This window comes from Streptomyces sp. NPDC002676, assembly GCF_053592455.1.
In genome coordinates this window covers 298,168-315,378 of sequence record NZ_JBSFVT010000002.1, presented here as the reverse complement: position 1 = coordinate 315,378, position 17,211 = coordinate 298,168, and the positions used below count along the sequence as shown (strand labels likewise).

Here is a 17,211-nt window from a genome sequence, read left to right as displayed (position 1 = left end):
GATCGGCTGCGACCGGTTGCGGCAGCCGCCTTTCCGGGATAACCGCAGTCATCGCGGCTGCCGACACCGGGCAGCCGCTCGGTGCCGAACGCAGTCGTGGCTCAGCCGAGGTCGTAGTCGAACCAGATGCGGTGTGTGCCATCGGCGTCGACGGCCATCCCACCCGCGCCGGTGATGCCGGCCAGCTCGCCGATGCCGCTGGAGGGCACGATGGTGAAGAACTCCGCGGTGCGGTCGCTGCCGGACGTGGTCGCCGAGTGTACGAAGTTGAAGGCACCGTTCCTGCCGTTGAGGGAGCCTTCGAACGACTCCATGGCCACGTAGGTGCCGACGCCGGTGTTCTGGTCGAACGCGGCGGTGAAGAGCGTCGCTGAGCGTCCCGCGACCTCTCCTTCGTAGTGCTTCTCCATGGTCGCGACGCCTACCGGAAGCCCGGTGGAGATGGCTGGTTCGGGCTTCATCTCGGTCGGGGCGAAGGCCTTGGCGGTGAAAGTTCCATCAGCTCTCATGCGCCGACAGTACCGGTGGGGTCTGACAACCGCGGCCGGTCGCCGGGGCGTCCGGCCCCGCCGCGCACGCCACGGGGCCGGAACGGACGTTTGAGGAACCAGAGCAGTTGCCGGTCGCGTAGGTGGTGATGTGCACCTCGCCCTGCCACCACCAGTTGCTGTCGAGGCTGTCCCAGCCGGGAGTGGCCACGCAGTGGCCGACCCACTGGCCGTAGTGGTTGGTGCTTCAGCACACCCGACGCGCAGCGCACTATGCAGGAGCTTGATCATGTGGAAAGGACCTCCCTCTGGTCTCACCCGTAAGGCGCTGCCGGCGTGCGCCGACGGGCAGTCGCCGAGCACACTGACGGAAAACGGGCCCCCGACCGCGCGAACGGAGCCGGAGCACCGCGATGACCCAGCCGATCCCCGTGACCGAGGCCGACCGTCCGGCCGTGACGGGGAAAGTCCCCGACGACCTGCTGCGGGTGAGCGACCTCGACCCGCAGACCCTGGAGGGGCTACTGGATCTGGCCGAGGGTATGAAGCAGGAGCCGTTCGGGTGGGAGCGCGATCTGCGGGGCGGCGCCATCGGATGCGTCTTCGAGAAGCCGTCCACGCGGACCCGCACATCCCTGGCCGTGGCCGCCCACCGGCTCGGCATGGCGGCCATCGTGCTGAACCGCGAGGACCTGCAGTTCGGTCACGGTGAGACCGCTGCCGACACCGCCCGCGTCCTGTCGTCCTATCTCGACGCGATCTCGGTGCGCACCTTCGACCACACGACGGTGGAGCAGATGGCCGACGCCTCGACGGTGCCGGTCATCAACGCCCTGTCCAACACCCACCACCCTTGCCAGTCCCTCGCCGACCTGCTCGCGCTGCGCGAGCACTTCGGCACCCTGGAGGGCATGACCGCGGCCTTCATCGGGGACGGCACGAGCAACACGTGCAACTCGTTCCTCGCGGCGTGCGCGGCCTCAGGCATGCACCTCGCGATCGCCACCCCGCCCGGCTACGAGACGGACGAGGACATTCTCGGCGAGGCGCGTGAACTGATGGCGCAGACCGGCGGTTCCGTGTCGCTCATCACCGAGCCGATCGACGCCGTCCGCGCCGCGCAGGCCGTCTACGCCGAGGTGTGGGTGCCCATGGACAGACAGCAGGAATGTGCCGAGCGGATGGAACGCCTGGCCGCGTACCGGGTTGACGACGCCCTGCTCGCCCATGCGCCACGCGAGGCGGTGGCCATGCACTGCCTGCCCGCCGTCCGCGGGCAGGAGATCACCTCGGAGGTGCTCGACGGCCCCCGGTCCCTGGTCTGGCGCCAGGCCGCGAACCGGCTCCCCACTGCCCAGGCGGTGCTGCACACCCTCATCGTCACAGCCCGCCGCCGCACCACCTGACCGGTCAGCCGATGAGTGAGCGGAACTGTTCGATCGTACGGCGTCGCATGGTGAGGAAAGCGAGCCAGGAGCCGTCGGCGTAGTGCAGTCGGAAGCGGGCCATCAGCTGCGTGCGGGGCCGGCGTTCGACCCGGGTCACCCAGGCCCGCGGCACCTCCCACACGGGGGTGCCGTCCAGGGGACGGACGAGTCCGACCCGCTGGTCGGTCACGCGCAGCAGCAGCGCGCCCGAGGTGTGCGGCATTTGTGCGGCGATGCTGCCGGCTGCGCCGGACTGCGCGCCGACGGATCCCATCAGCTGGTTCGCGAGGGACCCGCCGATGTTCACGCTGACGCCTTTGGCGCTCTTGGCGGGGACGACGGAGCCGTACCCCAACAGCTGCTCATAGGGGGCCAGTTGACTGAGGGCGGAACGCTCTTGAAGGGCGGACATGCCCATGATCATAGGCGGCGGGGCTACGGCAGACCCACCAGGCCCCAGCCACGGCGGGCCGTCTCCCTCACCACCTCGGCCCATTCGCGCAGGAGCGCGGTGAACTCTTCGAAGCTGTCCGGGCGGCCTGCCCAGCCCTCGCACTCCGCACGGAACGGACCGCGCAACTCCTCCAGGCGCGGCTCCACCCGCTCCCAGGCCTGGACCTTGCCGGATACCGCCTCCGGCGGGCAGACGAGAAGGATGTGCGGGCGCCAGCGGTCGGCGGCGGGCGGGAAGATCCCCGCGCCGCCGGTCAGTGCAGGGTCAGCGGTCGGATCCTCGTCCCAGATCAGGCCGTTCAGGAACCCGTCCATCGCCTCGCACACGGCTGCGTCCACGAGCGCCCGCATGTCGTCCCAGGCGTCGCCCGCGCGGGCATGCGGCCTGTAGGAACCGCTGGTGCTGAGGAAGTGGTACTCGGCGCACCATGCCGACTCCTGATCCGGCTGATCCGGCGGCCAGATCGCGTCGTCCAGTGCCTGGATCCGGTCCTCGACGGGGACGGCCCGCAGCCGTTCCCAGTCCACCATGCACAGGTTCAGATCCAGACCCATTGCGGCAGCATAGACGGGTCAACCACGGCGCTCACGTGGCCCATTGAAGAGCTCAGGTCCGGGACTGGTGGACTAGTGTCCTGTGGTCCCGCGCGAGTCCTTCGAAGGAGCGCCATGTCCTTTCCCGAGCTTCCCCAGCCTGCGCCTGGTGAAGTGCTGTTGCTCTGCACGTGCTACGAGGAGGGCAAGGCCCTGTGGGGCGGGCTGCTCCATGAGATCGGGGGCCGCCGGGAGTGCGACGTGCTCGTCCTCGGGGACAGCGGGGTGCGGCTCCGCCTGGTCGAGGGCAGCGGATGGAACTTCCTGCACGGCGGGAACGTACCGGCGCTCATCCCGGGCGGCGGCCTCGTACCGCCGGTCGCCGTACTGGTGGACATCCCTGTCGTGTACGGCGGGGACGGGCCGTTGCTGGTGGACCTGGCGGCGATACCCGGGCGCGGCGTCCGGGTCCCGTCGGCCCGGCTCGGCGAGATCCTCGCCGCTCTGCTGGGCGGCACGCTCGCGTTCGACGACCTGGTGCGCGGCATGGACAGGTTCGGCATGTACCAGGGAGACGGTGGCCGGCCTGCCTTCCTCACGCCGACGACGCAGCCGCGCCGGTCCTTCCCGACGCTGCCCCCCACCGCCGCGGCCCTGCTGGTCCGAACCTCCTTCGACGACGAGGAAGGCTGGCGCGCCCTGCTCGACGAACTGGGCGGGGCCGACGAGGAGGGCTGGATCGGCACGGAACTGGACCCGGACGAGATCGACGAGGACCACTACCCGCTGACGGCTCTGGTCGTCGACGACCGGGCCTTCGACGGCCTCCCGCCGGGCCAGGTCCCTGCGCTGGTCCCGCCCGAGGAACACACCACGATGGTCGCGCTCGCCGACGCCAGGACCTTCGCCGAGCCCGGCCGACCGCTGACCGTCGTCGACCTGTACGACACCCCGGGGCACTGTGCCGTCCTCCCGTGCCGCGAGGTCGGATCGATGGCGTGCAACCTCGAGATCAGCAACATGGACTTCCACGACTTCATCGCCGTGGAGGCAGCGAAGTCCTCCCACACCGCTCCGATAACATGATCGGTCTCACGACGAGCGCCCCATCGCCCGTACTTCACCGGTAAGCCGTGCTATCCGGCATGAAAAGTGATCTATTCGACCAATATCTAACAAATCGGCCAAATAATTGATATCCAGAATTGATTTTGCCGCGTGGCGCCAACCACGGACGATGCTGTGGTGCGCGGCGGGTGTGGTGGTCCTCGGATTCCTCGTCGCGCTGGAGATCGCGTCGCGTCACTACGGCCTGCCGGGGCCGATCACCAATCAGGTGCGAGAGGTGATATTTCCACCCAAATCGGGTTTCCTCCTGTACGCCAGTATGGGGTTGATGATGGTGGTGCTCACCTGGCGGCAACGGTTCATTGCAGCCGGTGTCGCGATCGGCATCGATGTCGCCTTCGTATTGGCGCGGTGGGCGCTCGGCGTCGAAGTGACCGACGGCCACCCCTTCGGCAACGGCGCGTTGTGGGTGATGTTGGGCTGTGCGGTCATCGCGGTCACGCGCCGCACGGGCCAGGAACGTGTCCTGCTGTTGAAGGGCGTCGGGCTGGGCCTGCTGCTGGTGGCCGGCCGAAAGACCGGTGACACCTGGCTGCTGATCACGTCGAAGACCCGCCCGGCGGTGCTCGACCAGTACGTGGCGACCGCCGATCACGCGCTGGGCAACCCGTCGTGGCTGGCAGGCAGGATAGTCAGGGCCACCGGTCCGATCGGCCCCCATGTTCTGGACTTCGTCTACGTTCAGCTCGCGGTGGCCGCGGTCGTCGTCGCGCTGTACCAGCTGCGCAACGTGGCGGTCGAGCGCCGCTTCCCGAGCCACCATCTGGTGCGCACCTTTCTGGCGATCGGCCTCCTGGGGCCGGCCATCTACATGCTCTTCCCGGTGGTCGGACCGGTCTTCGCCTACGGCCCCGGCGCCTTCGGCACCGGCGGCGGGCACTGGGCGTTGGCCAACCTGTGGCCGGACACGCCGCCGCCGATCAACGCCCCGCACCAGATGCTGTTCGACGAGGTCACCCCACGCAACTGCATGCCCAGCCTGCACACGGCATGGGCCACCACGATCTTCATTCATTCCCGCAAGGGCCCACGGATTCTGCGATTCGCAGGCGTGTTCTGGCTGATATCGACACTCGGCGCAACGCTGGGATTCGGCTATCACTACGGCGCGGATCTCATAGCCGGCGTGGTGTTCGCGCTCACGGTCGAGGCAGCCCTGCGCTCGGTCGAACGCGGCTGGGATCGGTCACGAATCCAGCTGGTCGCCCATGGCGCAGCGGTCTTCGCCGCGCTCCTGGTGTCGTATCGCTATCTGCCGATGCAGATGGCCGAACATCCGTGGGTGTTCGGACCACTTCTCATTCTGGCGATGACCTCAGTGGTCTACGGCTACGTGCAGACCACCAGACTGTGGGAACCGAAGGCCGCACCGGTGCGGCAATTGGAACCGCAACCCGAACCGGTTTGAGTCACATCGTGAAGTGGTGCAGGGGAACCTGCACGACGGCGAGGGACGTTGCCGCGGCCGCAAAGCCGAGGACCGCGCCGGCCGCGACGTCGCCGGGGTAGTGCACGCCCGTGTGGACCCGGGAGTAGCCGACGGCGACCGCCAGCGCCCCGAGCGGCACCGCGGCCGGGGGCAGCACGACTCCGACGGCGGTGGCGAACGCGGTCGCCGATGCCGTGTGGCCGGACGGGAAGGACGCCGACTTCGGCATGGGCACGTGCCGGTCCACGGCCACCCGGGCCCGTTCCCGGTCGGGCCGCCGCCGACGGACCAGCCGCTTGCCGAACAGGTTCGCCGCGGCCGAGGCCAGCGCGACCGCGCCGACCCCGGCCACCGCCGCGCGACGGGGACGGCCGGGCCTGAGGGCGAGGCCCGCCGCGACGGTCAGCGAGATCTTCGAGTGGTCGGCCGCGTGCGACAGCCGCCGCAGTGCGCGGTCCAGCGTCGGCGTGGGGGTGGCGGCCACCGCCGCGTACAGGGCCCCGTCGATCGCACGGAGGTCGCCGAGCACGGCGGCCACGGTCCGGCGGACCGATGCGGTGGGCGGGGCGGTGTTCCCGTCAGGCACGGGTCTCTCCTTCGGACGTTCGCTCGGTGCGGCCGAACGCGAGGTCGACGAGCTGCCGCCAGTTCACGGGCGGCGCGGGAACCACGACGCCCGGACGGTCACGCGGTACCAGGACCCGCAGTGCGCCCCGGCGCAGCGAGCACCCGACCGGCGTGGGCATCTGCAGCGCCTCGCCGTCCACCGCCACGGAAATCTCGTCCGCCTCGGCGGTCACCTCGACCCGCTGCGCGGTCATGACGGTCAGCCCCGTGGAGCGCGAGCCCCGTACGGCCAGGTCCGCGGCCTGCGCCGCCCCCTCCACCCGGATCCCCAGCACGCCCAGCTCACCGCCGTCGAGTCGGGGCCGACGGGCGCCGCTGAGCTCGTCGGGGGAGGCGTACGGGTTGTTGCTGACCAGCAACGCCTGCTGGGACAGGAGCGGGGTGTCGTCCACCCGTGCGTCGAGCAGCCGTACCCCCTCGCCGACCAGCAGGTCCGGCATGAGGTTCAGCACCGTGCCCGCCTTGTCGTCGCGGTACTCGGGGCGCTGCACGACGTCCGCGTACACCCCGAACGACACGGTGTTGACGAAGGCGCGGCCCGCGACGTCGCCGAGATCGACCCTTAGCTCCTCGCCGTCGGTCAGCGCGTCGAGGCAGCGGGTCGGGTCGGACCGGTCGAGGCCGAGGTCCATGGCGAAGTGGTTGCGGGTGCCGGCGCTGACCACCAGGAACGGCAGGTTGTGCTCGGCGGCGACCGCCGCGACCGGCGCCTGGGTGCCGTCGCCGCCCGCCACGCCGAGCAGGTCCGCGCCCTCGGCGACAGCCTTGCGCGCCAGCGCGGCGACGTCGGTCGGGACGGACGGGTCGAACAGGATCACCCGTGCGCCCAGCTCCTCCGCCCGCTCGACGAGCCCGAAGCGGTCGACCTTCCCGCCCCCGGACTTCGGATTCATGATGAGGACAGGCCGCTTCGGCCGGGCCGCGGCAGTCGCCCGCATGGGCTGCTCCGGACGCGACCTGCGCAGCGCCGCCCGGGCACAGGCCAGCGTCGCGCTCCAGCACAGGCTCGAGATCAGTGCCGTCAGCCACAGGCTGCCCTGCACGAAGAGCACCAGGACGCCGATGGGTGCGGCGACCGCGACGAGCGCCCCGAACAGCCGCACCGCGCCGCGGTGCGCCAGGAACCACCAGACGCCACAGGCGCAGACGATCAGGCCGAGGAACCCGGCCGCGATGAGCCACAGCCCGCCCTCTGCCAGCGCGATCAGCAGCACGACCACGGCGCCGATCGCCGCCAGCACGGCACAAAGCGCGAGCAGCCGCGCGGCCCGGCCCTCGTCGTGGCCCCTCATCCGCGTCCTGTCTATGTCGTCCTCCCGACGTCGTGTTCATCGTCTTACAGCAGCAGACCGCCCGCGCGTCGCCGTCCGGGTTCATCCCCCACTGGCGATCGTGGGGGCATGCCGGCCCGGCGGGAGTGTGCAGCGGGGGACACCCTCATGGGTGCCCCCCAACCTGCCGCACCGGGTCAGGCGCAGCTGTTGGCGTGCCTGACGTCGAGGACGAAGCGTTCCGGGGAGTGGAGCTTGAAGGTGTGGTAGTCGGGCTTGGTGTGGAAGGCGGCTCCGAAGCCGACCACCCCTTCGAAGTCGCCGGTCAGGGCGAGGCCCCTGAGCTGGGGAAGGCGGATCTTCACCAGCCGGGGTCCTCGGTACACCGACTGTCCTGCCGCGTTGTGCGCGGCGGCTGGAGCGAGCCTTATCTGAAGGAAGTGCTTGCCGGGCAGCGGGACCCGCTCCCCGGAGGCGTCGTAGCGCAGTTCCTTGACCGGAGCCACGGTGACCTTGGGCATGCTGCCGCGGACGTCGATGACGAGCCGGTCGAAGGTGCAGTGCCCGCCCCATCGGGCGTTGACGACGAGTGCGGTTGCCGGGGCCTGCGTGGTTGACCCGGTCTGCGTGGCGGCCGAGGCGGGAATCGTGGCGCCGACGGCTGCGGTGAGAAGGAGGCCCGCGGCGACGGCCGCGCGGCGCGGGTGGTGTTGCATATCGCCCCCCGATCTTCCTGTATGGGGACAGTGATGTCACTATGGGGGACATTCGGCTGAACCATACGGTTGCATCGCGTTGCGGACATACTTGGCCGCGTCCCATGATCCAGCGACGGCGCCTTCACCGTGCGCCTGCCCCGCGACGGGCCATTGTTACAGTCTCCGGATGGTGAGCTGGGACGGGGACGGCGTACGCGCTCGGATACGGGAGATGGCGGCACGGGACCCGCGGCGGGAGCGCTTCGGGGCAGCCACGCACCGGTACGAGCTGGCGCCTGCGCTGCCGGAGGCTGAGATCCGGGCGTTCGAGGAAACCCACGGCATCGATCTGCCGACGGAGTACCGGTCCTTCGTCACGGAGGTGGGCGACGGTCCCGCCGGCCCCTGCCACGGGTTGATGCCGTTGACCGTCCCTCGCCCGGAGGCCGGCGAGGAGTGGGCGGTGGACGATGAGTGGGAGGAAGACCGTCTGCCGGGCCGACTTGCCAAGCCGTTCCCCCTCACCGGACCCCTGCCCGGCCGGATGGGCGAACTGGCCGCTCTGCTGCCGGGAACGCTCATGCTGGCCGAACAGGGCTGCGGCATCTACCTCCGGCTGGTCCTGAACGGCCCCCGAGCCGGTGAGATCTGGCAGATCGATCCGGACTGGAGCGGCTTCGTCCCGGTGAGCCCCAGCTTCCGCGCCTGGTACACCGAATGGCTGGAGAGCCCGTGCGATGGGGACCGGGCGTTCCACTGACCGGGACGCTGCGGGCTTCTGCCGGTGGATTGTCAGTGGGCCCTCCTATGGTGGAGCCATCGCTCGACCTCACAGCACGGGGGAACCATGTCCGCGACCAGCGTTGTCATGCCAAGCCACGCACTGCATCCGTCGATTGTCCACGAACCGACCCGCCGAGCCCTGGCCCAGGGTGAGCGGTTGGACGGCCACGGTCTGGTCAACTTCCGCCCGCTCACCGGGCCGTCGCTGCTGACCATTCGTGAGCATCTGACCGTACTGGGCGGTGACCCCGCGGAGCTCGATCAGGATCTCGCGGGGCTGCTGTTGATCGGCCACCTGATCGTCGAGGGGGATGAGGAGGGCGAGGAGGTCGTCCTCGATGGCGTCACCGGCCGAGTGTTCAGCATGTGGCTCTACGAGAAGTCGCCGGGCGGCGCGGAGCTGTTCCCGCTGGCACCGTCGGTCGGGGCGCTGGCCCGTTTCCTCGCCGCGGTGGACGAATTCCGGGGCCTGCGCGGCAGGTTCGCCGCCCTGGCGGGGCGGTCGGGCCCCGAGGTGGTACGGGAGGCGGAGCGGCTGCTGACCGCGGTGTTTGCCGCGGAAGTATGGGACGAGGACGGCTGGGGTCCGGCCGCCCGGCGGTCCGACTGGGACAATCCGATACCGGCGTTCTGGCGGATCGCGGCGGTGATGCGTCCGCTCGGCCTGATCGCCGGGCCTGGGCGGGGGCTGGCACTGGAGCTGCCGGAAGGTCTGCTGGACGGGGTGTTCGGGGCCCAGAACATGGTGCGGCTCACGGACGACCAGCTGCCGTCTGCCCTCACCCACACGCCGACCCGCCGCTTCCTGACCGAAGTGGGCCTGCCCGGCGGGGGGTTCATGTTCTACGGCCCCGAGCCGGAGCCCCTGGCCACGCTCCCGCAGGACTGGGCCGAGTCGCAGGGCAATCCCCAGCACGCCCATCTGTGGGACGGCAGCGAGCAGTTGCCGCCGGACGCGGAGCACCTGGTGGTCCTCGGCGGGCTGGTCCACGACCTCGACCTCCTCATCGACGGCCGGACCGGTGCCCTGTTCTACACGGAGCTGGGTGCCGACCACATCGTGCCGGTCAACGCCGACATCTCCACGCTCGCCTTCACGCTCTGGCTGCACCAGCGGGAACAGGACCTCGACAAGGAGCACAACTTCACCGGGGACTTCTATCACCAGCTCGCAGACACCATGATCGAGGTGCTGGCTTCGGTCGACCCGATAGCCTGCCGCCCTGCCGAGGGCCCGGACGACTACCGGTACTGGCCGGAGGTCTTCCACGATGAGGCCGGCGGCGTGCTCTGACACGGCTACGCATGGTGGTTCTCATGCAGGCAGATACGCCTCGGTGATCGCCAGGGCCGCGGCCATGACGCTCAGTTGGGGGTTGACCTGCGGGCAGCTGGGGAGCACTGAGGCATCCGCGATCAGTACGCCGTGCACTCCGCGGAGCCGGCCCAACGGGTCGGCGGGAAAGTCCCGCGCGTTCGCGCCCGCGGCAACCGTCCCGGTGGGGTGGTAGGCGGACAGATGGAGGTGCCGCACGCTCGTGCCCGCGAGGACGGCGTCCAGTTCCGCGAGGCTGCCTACGCGAGGTGTGGTGGGGATGCCGGTGAGTACTTCCTCGGCACCCGCCGCGAACAGCAGCTCGCCCATGGTGTGGACGGCCCGTATCAGGCGCCCCGCGTCGCGGCGGTCCACGTCGTAACGGACCAGCGTGCGGTCACGGCCGAGGACACGACCGGAGGGGCGGTCGGCGATCATCGCGCCGAGGGTGGCGAGACGGTCGGCGTGCTCCAGTTCGCGGCGCAGTTCGTCGCCCAGTCCGGGGAGGACGAAAGAGCCCATGCCGGGCGGGGTGGCGGTGGCCTCGATGAGGACGCCGTCCGCGTGATGCTCCTCCACTCCGACGCTCTGCAGCACGCCCTCCCAGGCGGTCACCGGTTCGGCGAAGCGCCCGGCGACGCTCGTGGCCGGGTGGACGCTGAGGTTGCGGCCGAGGCGAGGGTGCCGGCCGAGGCCGGAGCGGCGTAGCAGCGGCGGGGACTGAAGCGCACCTGCCGCGACGACCACCAGAGGGGCGAGGATCTCGAACTCGCCGCCCTCCCGTCGTACGCGCACCCCTGCCGCCCGCGGGCCGCCCGGACGGTCCGCGTCGACGAGGATGCGCTCCACCCGCGCTCCCGTGACGATGCGGGCCCCGGCGGCACAGGCGTCGGGCAGCACGGACAGCTGCACGCTCTGTTTGGCGCCGGTCGGGCAGCCGACCACGCACTGACAGGAGCCCTGGCAGCCGGGTGCGTTGCGGCGCAGGGGTGCCGCCTGCCAGCCCAGCTCGCGGGCGCCGGTGAGCGCGATGCGCCCGTTGTTGCCGAGGACGTCGACGGGTTGGGTGGCCACTCGCAGGGTCCGCTCGACCTCGTCCAGATGGCGGTCGAAGCCGTCGGCGAGCGTGAATCCGAGGTCGTTGCTCCAGTGGGCGAGGACCTGGCCGGGAGTGCGGTAGCAGGTACCGGAGTTGACGACCGTGGTGCCGCCGACGGCTCGGCCCGTCGGCAGCAGCAGCGGTGGTCTCCCGACGGCGACACTCGCTCCACCGTCCCGGTACAGCGCGGTGAACCGGTCGAGGGGCGTGCGCCGGCCGAACGACTCGGTGGAGTGGTGCAGACCTTCTTCGAGGACGACGACGTCGAGTCCGGCCCGCGCCAGGGTCCGCGCGGCCATCGCCCCGCCCGCGCCCGAGCCGATGACCACGGCGTCGGCGGTGGAGCGAGCGGGCCAGTCGGGAGCGGGTGTCAGGTCGAGCGGCAGGTCCTGGCGAGTGAGGCCGCGCGGGGCGGGACCGGCCTGGAGCATCCGCTCGGTCCCGGCTGCCAGAAGGACGGGCACCTTGAGGACGTCCAGGAGGGGGAGAAGCGTCGGCCGGGCGGCCAATTCGCCCAGTACGGACTCCCGTTCGGACGTGGTGAGCCCGGCCAGGGTGCGACCGGTGCGGGCCATGGCGTAGGCGTCCACCCCGCGCGCCGCTGCCCGGAGGCCGGTCCGGGCGGCGAACGGCATCGCGTCGAGGACCTTCTCCAGTCTGGCGGGGACACGCCGAGGCCAGTCGGCGGTGCCGTCGTCGGCGATGAGGGCGGCCACCAAGCCGGTGAGACTCATCGTGTACCCACCTCCGCGTGGGCCGTGCCGTCCAGCGTCCATTCGGCCTCGGTACGCCAGCCGCCGAACCACCACCGCTCGAGCAGGACGTACGCGTCGGCGCGTTCGCTGTTGCGGCACGTCGCGTGCCGGCCGTCGGGGTCGGTGTAGTCCAGGGCGAGGGTACGGTCCGCGGGCTGGGTCACCTCGACCCGGATCCGGCGCAGACCGGCGCGGCCCGTGACTGTCCAGGTGGGCAAGGAGATGCCGGCCCGGAAGCGCCACACGCCGGCCCACCCGACGGCCGGCCGCTCGGGCCGACGGGGCCAGGTGCGGCCCTTCCGGCGCAGCCGGAGGAAGACCAAAGGGGGAAGCGCACGTAGGCCCGGGCGCATCGAGACGGCGGCCACGATCTCCAGGACGTCTCCGCCGCCGAGGTCGGCGTGCAGCCAGGCCCAGCGGCGGGCGTTGCCGTGACCGTAGATCCGGGCCGAGGCACCAGGGGCCGCGGCGAGCGTCAGCGTTGTGTCGTCAAGGGTGAAGCTGCCGTCGTAGAAGGCTCGCGCGCCGGGCAGCATCTGGGCGGCAGGCAGTAGCGGTCGGCGCCAGGACCAGCGTGGGAAGGTGAACAGCGGCTCGTCCGCGATCCGTTCGGTCAGGTCCCAGCGCAGCGCACCGCCCTCGGCCGTTCCGGACAGGCGACCGTGCCGTACGACGCACCCGGCGGCGCTGAAACCGGACTCATCGGCACTCCATTCGGCGGGGCCGAAACGGGCGTGCCGTACGGGGCCGTCCTTGGGGAAGACCGCGGCCCAGCCGTGGGCGTAGGGCGCGGACCCGTCGGCGGGCGCGGTCAGTTCGTGGTGCAGCCACAGCCCACTGCCGCTGTCCGGGTCGGTGAGGGTGGTGTACCAGACCTCGGTACGGCCCGGCTCGCCACGCCAGCGGGGCGCGAGGAACGCATCGGGATCCTCCCGGCGCGGGAAGCGGAAACTGGCCAGGAACGGGAGGAGTTGCGTGCCGAGGGGAAAGCGCAGGGTGCCCGTGCCGAGCCGCGCGCCGTCCTCGTAGAGGGTGTACGGCAGTACGGTCATCGAGGCCACGGGCCGGCGCGCGGTGATGGACTTCCAGCCGTCGAGGGTGAGCCGGCGGCCGTCGGCGGTGAATGCGATGCGGTAGCGGATACGGCGTCGCGCCAGCGGCGAGATCTCCAACTCGCCCTCGGCGTACGGGTCGGCGGCCCAGTCGGCGATGCGTATCCGGCCGGTGGCGCGGGCCTTGGTCGTACCGAGGAGCCGCAGGAAGCCGTCCGCCGAGACCGTCAGATCGAGGCGGACCCGGCGGGTGCGAGCCTCGTCGTCCAGGCGCAGGGTGCCGAGCATCGTCTCGCTGAAGACTGTGCCGCGGGCGGGGGAGCCGTTGCCGGCTCTCGTGAGTGAGGTCGGGTCCGCGCTCATGCCAGCCCCTCCAGCATGATCCGCTCGGTCGCGCTCAGATACTGCTCGGCCGCGGCCCGGGCGCCGGGCTCGTCACCGGCCACGACGGCATCGACCACCAACTCCAGGCGGCCACGGGCCACTTCGGCGTCCGTGAACGGCCCCCTGAGCGCGGCACGCACCGGCAGATAGGCGTTGAACAGAGTGTTGGTCAGCAGGACGTAGACGCGGTTACCGGTGGCGCGGGCCAGGGCCCGGTGGACCTCGATGTCCGCGAGCTGTACGGCATCCGGGTCCGCCGCTTCCCCCACGGCTGTCAACAGGGTGCGCAGTTCGGCCCGTTGCCGGTCGGTCGCCCGAGCCGCGGCGCGCTCGGCGATCAACGCTCCGATGCTGCGCCGCACTTCGAAGACCTCACCGATCCAGTCGGGGCTGTGCCGTACGAGCATCGGCAGCAGGTCGGCGCCGCCGAGGCGCAGGTAGTCCCGTACGCGGGTGCCCACGCCGTGCCGGGTCTCCAGCAGTCCGGCCTGCGCCAGACGCCCGAAGGCGTGCTTGAGGGTGGTGCGGGTGACGCCGTAGCCGCCTGCCAGTGTGCGCTCCGGGGGCAGGTAACTGCCTGCCGGGTGGCGTCCGGTGAGGATGTCCTCACGCAGACGGTTCTCCAGGACATCGACGATGGTCTCGCGGGGGAGTGCCTCCACGCCGTCCTCCAGTGGCTGAGTGGATCAGCCACTCAACCAACAGGCGTCGGCGGAGTCAATGGCCGTGCACCGGTCAGATGCACTTCCCGCGGCCCAACTCGCCGCAGACCAAGGTCGGATGAACCTCAGCGGCGCCGCCCACGGGCGACACGGCCCAGCGGCCGAGGCGGCCGGGCCGTGTCTGTCGCCGCCGACGGGGCCGGCTGCGACCTCAGTCCGTCCCGGACGAGGCTCGACGCGGCAGCTTCCAGCCGGGGCGCGGGAAGTGGCACGTGTAGCCGTTCGGGTAGCGCTCCAGGTAGTCCTGGTGCTCGGGCTCGGCCTCCCAGAAGTCGCTCACCGGCTCGACCTCCGTGACCACCTTCCCCGGCCACAGCCCGCTCGCCTCGACGTCCGCGATCGTGTCCACGGCGACGGTGTGCTGATCTTCGTCGGTGTAGTAGATGGCGGACCGGTAGCTACGGCCGATGTCGTTGCCCTGGCGGTCCTTCGTGGTCGGGTCGTGGATCTGGAAGAAGAACTCCAGGATCTCGCGGTAGCTCGTGGCCGTGGGATCGAAGAGGATCTCGATGGCCTCGGCGTGGTCCCCGTGGTTACGGTACGTGGCGTTCGGCGTGTCACCGCCGGAGTACCCGACACGGGTGGACACCACGCCCGGCTGCTTGCGGATCAGGTCCTGCATACCCCAGAAACAGCCACCCGCGAGCACGGCTCGCTCGGTTCCCACTGTCATCGTCTGCTCCCTCGTATTCGAGCCGACCCGGCACGGTCGCTGACGTGCCCACTGCACGTTCATCCACCTTACTGCGATCTACCGGCGCAGTAAGCAAGCGCTTAGTATCATGGGTGGGGCGGACAGTCCGCGTGACAGGAGGACAGCCATGACGGTGTCGGAAGCCGAGGCCTTCTACGAGCGGGAGGCAACGGACCGCTTCGTGCCCACCGCTTACACCCGGGGGCCCTGGGACGCAGCCTCCCAGCACGCCGGCCCGCCGGCCGCACTGCTCGCTCTCGCCGTCGAGCAGCGGCCGGGCGGTCGGCCGGACATGCGGGTCGTCCGGCTCACGTACGAGATCATGCGCCCGGTCCCGATACGGCCGCTGACCGTGGCCACGCGCGTGCTGCGCGCCGGGCGCAGCGTCGAGCTCGTGGAGGTCACTCTGACACCCGACGGCGGCCAGGAGGTGATGCGGGCGACGGCTCTGCTGATGAAGACCGCGCCGGGGTCGGTGCCGGAGGTGGCGCGGGGCCCGCAGGTGCCCGGGCCCGGGGCCGCATCCACGCAGGCGTTCTTCCCGGTCCCGTGGGACCAGGGCTATCACACCGCCATGGAACTGCGCTTCGCCGCCGGTTCGTTCCTCGAGTCCGGCCCGGCCACAGCGTGGATGCGCATGAGGGTGCCCCTGGTCGCGGGCGAGGAGATCACGCCGCTCAGCCGGGTGCTGACGGCTGCCGACTCGGGCAACGGCGTCAGCGCCGAGCTGGACTTCCGGCGCTACGTCTTCATCAACGCCGACCTCACCGTCAGCCTGCACCGCCACCCCGTGGGCGAGTGGGTCTGCCTGGACGCCCGGACGATGGTGGACGGCGCGGGCACCGGCCTCGCGGAGTCGGCCCTGCACGACGAGAAGGGCCCGCTCGGCCGCAGTACCCAGAGCCTGTACGTGGCCGCGCGCGACTGAGACCACTCAGGGCCGGCTGGACGGGCGCGATGCGTGTCGGCCTGTCCCGCCGCGCCCAGCGGCGCCCTGGGCCGTTCGCTGAAGACAACGAGCCGAGCCCGGGGCGCCCACTGAGGCGTCGAGCCTCAGGTCTGTCAGGGCGTGGTGGTCAGGTACATTCCCGAGGTTCCGGCCCCGGGTGTGTTGCGGCAGCTGTGGTTGCCGCCCGGCGTCCCCGCGTAGGCCAGGGTGAGGCAGCGGCCCTGAGCGAGCTGGCCGTAGTAGTTGGGGTGCATGGACTCCTGGACGGGGCCCTGGGTCTCGTTGCTGTCGATCCAGCGGGCCCACTCGCTGCCGGTGGCGGACGGCGCCTGCGTCGAGGTGACCAGGCTGCTCGTCCTGGCGCACACCTCACGGCCCTGGAGCATGTCGCTCAGGTCGAGGAACTCGACGCCCTTGGAGGTGGCGACCTGGCGCAACCGGCCTGCGATCTGCGGGACGAGGGAGTCGCGGGCCCAGTCGGAGTCCTTGTTCCAGAACGGGCAGCCGCCGGTGTTGACACGGGACCAGCCGCTCTCGCTGTAGCGGTTCTCGGTGCCGCGCGGGATGGGGGAAGGGTAGGACTGGAGGATGATCCGGTACGAACCGGAACCGTATCCGGCCGCGCTCATCACCGTACGGATCTCGTCGATGCTCTTGCCGACATCGGCCATCGCGGCGTCGATCTTCGAGTCCACGACCGCCTGCTGGTCGTCGTAGCAGTACGAGTACCAGACGATGTAGTCCTTCGCGCACGTCGCTATGACGTCGCTGAAGCCGAGGTCGTTGCCGCCGATGGACAGGGCGATGGCCTTGACGTCGTACGACTGGGCGACGGTGGCGAGGCGGTCGGCCTGTGGCGCCTCGCCCTTGTACGACTGGCCACCCGCGACGGAGCGGAAGACGTTGGCCGTGGTCGCGCCGGAGCAGGCGAGGTTGACGGACGCTTGGACCCCGGTGCCGGTGGCGCTGTCGACCTCGGCGGAGTCGGAGCGGTCACAGCCGTTGGCGGCGGTGTCGCCGTACACGAGCGTCGGATCGTACGTGCTGCCGGTCCAGGCCCGGTCGGTCCCGTTGCGGCTGCCGCTGTTGTCGAGGCTGTTGCCGCGCCACCGGCCGGCCTCGCCGGATATGTAGCTGTCGCCCATGGAGACGATGGCGGTGGGCCCGTTTCCAGGGCTCGCAGAGGCAGACGGGGCGGCGGCCAGCCCGGCGCCGACCAGGGACGAGGCGGTCAGGGCGATGAGGAACCGTCTGCGGAAGCGGGCGCGGCCCCGCGCTTGGGCGCGGGCCAGGGAGGGCAGGAATCCGGGCACGGTGAACTCCGTCGTTCGGCCATGCCAGGGCATCTCCAGACAGGCAGGGAGATCCCCTGGACGGGGTGGCGCGCGGGTGAGGGTGGAGCC

Annotated in this window: 17 protein-coding genes; 6 read left to right on the top strand and 11 right to left on the bottom strand. The window is 70.8% G+C overall.

The window, feature by feature from the left end:
• Positions 1-101: 101 nt before the first annotated feature.
• Complete coding sequence (locus ACWD3E_RS08485) at positions 102-509, bottom strand: DUF3224 domain-containing protein (RefSeq protein WP_451386776.1); 408 nt, start codon at positions 507-509, stop codon at positions 102-104.
• A 392-nt stretch (positions 510-901) separates the two neighbouring features.
• Here ACWD3E_RS08485 and argF point away from each other — a divergent pair, with 392 nt between their 5' ends.
• Positions 902-1,894, top strand: a complete 993-nt coding sequence (argF, locus tag ACWD3E_RS08480) for an ornithine carbamoyltransferase (RefSeq protein ID WP_451386775.1) — start codon at positions 902-904, stop codon at positions 1,892-1,894.
• Between the two features lie 4 nt (positions 1,895-1,898).
• On the opposite strand, the gene ACWD3E_RS08475 is transcribed toward argF, so the two are convergent.
• Together ACWD3E_RS08475 and ACWD3E_RS08470 are read right to left on the bottom strand one after the other, a co-directional pair.
• Positions 1,899-2,327: a hypothetical protein gene (locus ACWD3E_RS08475; protein ID WP_451386774.1), complete on the bottom strand. Its 429-nt coding sequence runs from the start codon at positions 2,325-2,327 to the stop codon at positions 1,899-1,901.
• A 23-nt stretch (positions 2,328-2,350) separates the two neighbouring features.
• On the bottom strand, positions 2,351-2,923 hold the full coding sequence (locus tag ACWD3E_RS08470) for a hypothetical protein (protein ID WP_451386773.1): 573 nt from the start codon (positions 2,921-2,923) through the stop codon (positions 2,351-2,353).
• A gap of 114 nt (positions 2,924-3,037) precedes the next feature.
• Between ACWD3E_RS08470 and ACWD3E_RS08465 the strand changes: the two genes are divergently transcribed.
• Both ACWD3E_RS08465 and ACWD3E_RS08460 read left to right on the top strand, forming a co-directional pair.
• Entirely contained in the window at positions 3,038-3,988 is a 951-nt protein-coding gene (locus ACWD3E_RS08465; protein WP_451386772.1) for a DUF6924 domain-containing protein, read from the top strand.
• A 151-nt stretch (positions 3,989-4,139) separates the two neighbouring features.
• Positions 4,140-5,438 (top strand): phosphatase PAP2 family protein, encoded by a 1,299-nt coding sequence (locus tag ACWD3E_RS08460; protein ID WP_451386771.1) that lies wholly within the window; start codon positions 4,140-4,142, stop codon positions 5,436-5,438.
• Between the two features lies 1 nt (position 5,439).
• Here the strand turns inward: ACWD3E_RS08460 and ACWD3E_RS08455 are convergent, their stop codons facing one another.
• The 3 genes from ACWD3E_RS08455 to ACWD3E_RS08445 form a co-directional block, all read right to left on the bottom strand.
• Positions 5,440-6,045, bottom strand: coding sequence for a phosphatase PAP2 family protein (locus ACWD3E_RS08455; RefSeq protein ID WP_451386770.1), 606 nt, complete (start codon positions 6,043-6,045; stop codon positions 5,440-5,442).
• On the bottom strand, positions 6,038-7,378 hold the full coding sequence (locus ACWD3E_RS08450) for a diacylglycerol/lipid kinase family protein (RefSeq protein ID WP_451386769.1): 1,341 nt from the start codon (positions 7,376-7,378) through the stop codon (positions 6,038-6,040). Before ACWD3E_RS08450 ends, ACWD3E_RS08455 begins: the two co-directional genes overlap by 8 nt.
• Before the next feature lie 176 nt (positions 7,379-7,554).
• The gene (locus ACWD3E_RS08445) at positions 7,555-8,073 is read right to left on the bottom strand and encodes an AMIN-like domain-containing (lipo)protein (RefSeq protein ID WP_451386768.1); all 519 of its coding nucleotides are present in this window, start codon (positions 8,071-8,073) and stop codon (positions 7,555-7,557) included.
• Positions 8,074-8,242: 169 nt separating this feature from the next.
• On the opposite strand from ACWD3E_RS08445, the gene ACWD3E_RS08440 reads away from it, so the two are divergent.
• Both ACWD3E_RS08440 and ACWD3E_RS08435 read left to right on the top strand, forming a co-directional pair.
• Positions 8,243-8,815 carry an SMI1/KNR4 family protein gene (locus ACWD3E_RS08440; RefSeq protein ID WP_451386767.1) on the top strand — a complete coding sequence of 191 codons (573 nt, stop codon included), beginning with the start codon at positions 8,243-8,245 and terminating at the stop codon, positions 8,813-8,815.
• A 108-nt stretch (positions 8,816-8,923) separates the two neighbouring features.
• Positions 8,924-10,132, top strand: coding sequence for an SUKH-4 family immunity protein (locus ACWD3E_RS08435; RefSeq protein ID WP_451386766.1), 1,209 nt, complete (start codon positions 8,924-8,926; stop codon positions 10,130-10,132).
• 21 nt (positions 10,133-10,153) lie between these two features.
• On the opposite strand, the gene ACWD3E_RS08430 is transcribed toward ACWD3E_RS08435, so the two are convergent.
• From ACWD3E_RS08430 to msrA, 4 genes are all read right to left on the bottom strand, one after another.
• Positions 10,154-11,986 carry a GMC family oxidoreductase N-terminal domain-containing protein gene (locus ACWD3E_RS08430; protein WP_451386765.1) on the bottom strand — a complete coding sequence of 611 codons (1,833 nt, stop codon included), beginning with the start codon at positions 11,984-11,986 and terminating at the stop codon, positions 10,154-10,156.
• Complete coding sequence (locus ACWD3E_RS08425; protein WP_451386764.1) at positions 11,983-13,422, bottom strand: hypothetical protein; 1,440 nt, start codon at positions 13,420-13,422, stop codon at positions 11,983-11,985. Before ACWD3E_RS08425 ends, ACWD3E_RS08430 begins: the two co-directional genes overlap by 4 nt.
• Positions 13,419-14,105, bottom strand: coding sequence for a FadR/GntR family transcriptional regulator (locus ACWD3E_RS08420; protein ID WP_451386763.1), 687 nt, complete (start codon positions 14,103-14,105; stop codon positions 13,419-13,421). The genes ACWD3E_RS08425 and ACWD3E_RS08420 overlap by 4 nt, the downstream gene beginning before the upstream one ends.
• Positions 14,106-14,316: 211 nt before the next feature.
• Positions 14,317-14,838, bottom strand: a complete 522-nt coding sequence (msrA, locus tag ACWD3E_RS08415; RefSeq protein ID WP_451386762.1) for a peptide-methionine (S)-S-oxide reductase MsrA — start codon at positions 14,836-14,838, stop codon at positions 14,317-14,319.
• 148 nt (positions 14,839-14,986) lie between these two features.
• On the opposite strand from msrA, the gene ACWD3E_RS08410 reads away from it, so the two are divergent.
• Positions 14,987-15,787, top strand: a complete 801-nt coding sequence (locus tag ACWD3E_RS08410; RefSeq protein ID WP_451386761.1) for a thioesterase family protein — start codon at positions 14,987-14,989, stop codon at positions 15,785-15,787.
• 134 nt (positions 15,788-15,921) lie between these two features.
• On the opposite strand, the gene ACWD3E_RS08405 is transcribed toward ACWD3E_RS08410, so the two are convergent.
• Positions 15,922-17,121, bottom strand: a complete 1,200-nt coding sequence (locus ACWD3E_RS08405; RefSeq protein WP_451386760.1) for a GDSL-type esterase/lipase family protein — start codon at positions 17,119-17,121, stop codon at positions 15,922-15,924.
• Positions 17,122-17,211 lie beyond the last annotated feature (90 nt).

Bases quoted from the DNA above. Each gene is read 5' to 3' on its own strand.
- ACWD3E_RS08435 (WP_451386766.1), top strand. From the start codon at position 8,924: ATGCCAAGCCACGCACTGCATCCGTCGATTGTCCACGAACCGACCCGC.
- ACWD3E_RS08465 (WP_451386772.1), top strand. From the start codon at position 3,038: ATGTCCTTTCCCGAGCTTCCCCAGCCTGCGCCTGGTGAAGTGCTGTTG.
- ACWD3E_RS08460 (WP_451386771.1), top strand. From the start codon at position 4,140: ATGCTGTGGTGCGCGGCGGGTGTGGTGGTCCTCGGATTCCTCGTCGCG.
- ACWD3E_RS08470 (WP_451386773.1), bottom strand. From the start codon at position 2,923: ATGGGTCTGGATCTGAACCTGTGCATGGTGGACTGGGAACGGCTGCGG.
- ACWD3E_RS08410 (WP_451386761.1), top strand. From the start codon at position 14,987: ATGACGGTGTCGGAAGCCGAGGCCTTCTACGAGCGGGAGGCAACGGAC.
- argF (WP_451386775.1), top strand. From the start codon at position 902: ATGACCCAGCCGATCCCCGTGACCGAGGCCGACCGTCCGGCCGTGACG.
- ACWD3E_RS08440 (WP_451386767.1), top strand. From the start codon at position 8,243: ATGGTGAGCTGGGACGGGGACGGCGTACGCGCTCGGATACGGGAGATG.
- ACWD3E_RS08445 (WP_451386768.1), bottom strand. From the start codon at position 8,073: ATGCAACACCACCCGCGCCGCGCGGCCGTCGCCGCGGGCCTCCTTCTC.
- ACWD3E_RS08450 (WP_451386769.1), bottom strand. From the start codon at position 7,378: ATGAGGGGCCACGACGAGGGCCGGGCCGCGCGGCTGCTCGCGCTTTGT.
- ACWD3E_RS08475 (WP_451386774.1), bottom strand. From the start codon at position 2,327: ATGTCCGCCCTTCAAGAGCGTTCCGCCCTCAGTCAACTGGCCCCCTAT.
- ACWD3E_RS08430 (WP_451386765.1), bottom strand. From the start codon at position 11,986: ATGAGTCTCACCGGCTTGGTGGCCGCCCTCATCGCCGACGACGGCACC.
- msrA (WP_451386762.1), bottom strand. From the start codon at position 14,838: ATGACAGTGGGAACCGAGCGAGCCGTGCTCGCGGGTGGCTGTTTCTGG.
- ACWD3E_RS08485 (WP_451386776.1), bottom strand. From the start codon at position 509: ATGAGAGCTGATGGAACTTTCACCGCCAAGGCCTTCGCCCCGACCGAG.
- ACWD3E_RS08425 (WP_451386764.1), bottom strand. From the start codon at position 13,422: ATGAGCGCGGACCCGACCTCACTCACGAGAGCCGGCAACGGCTCCCCC.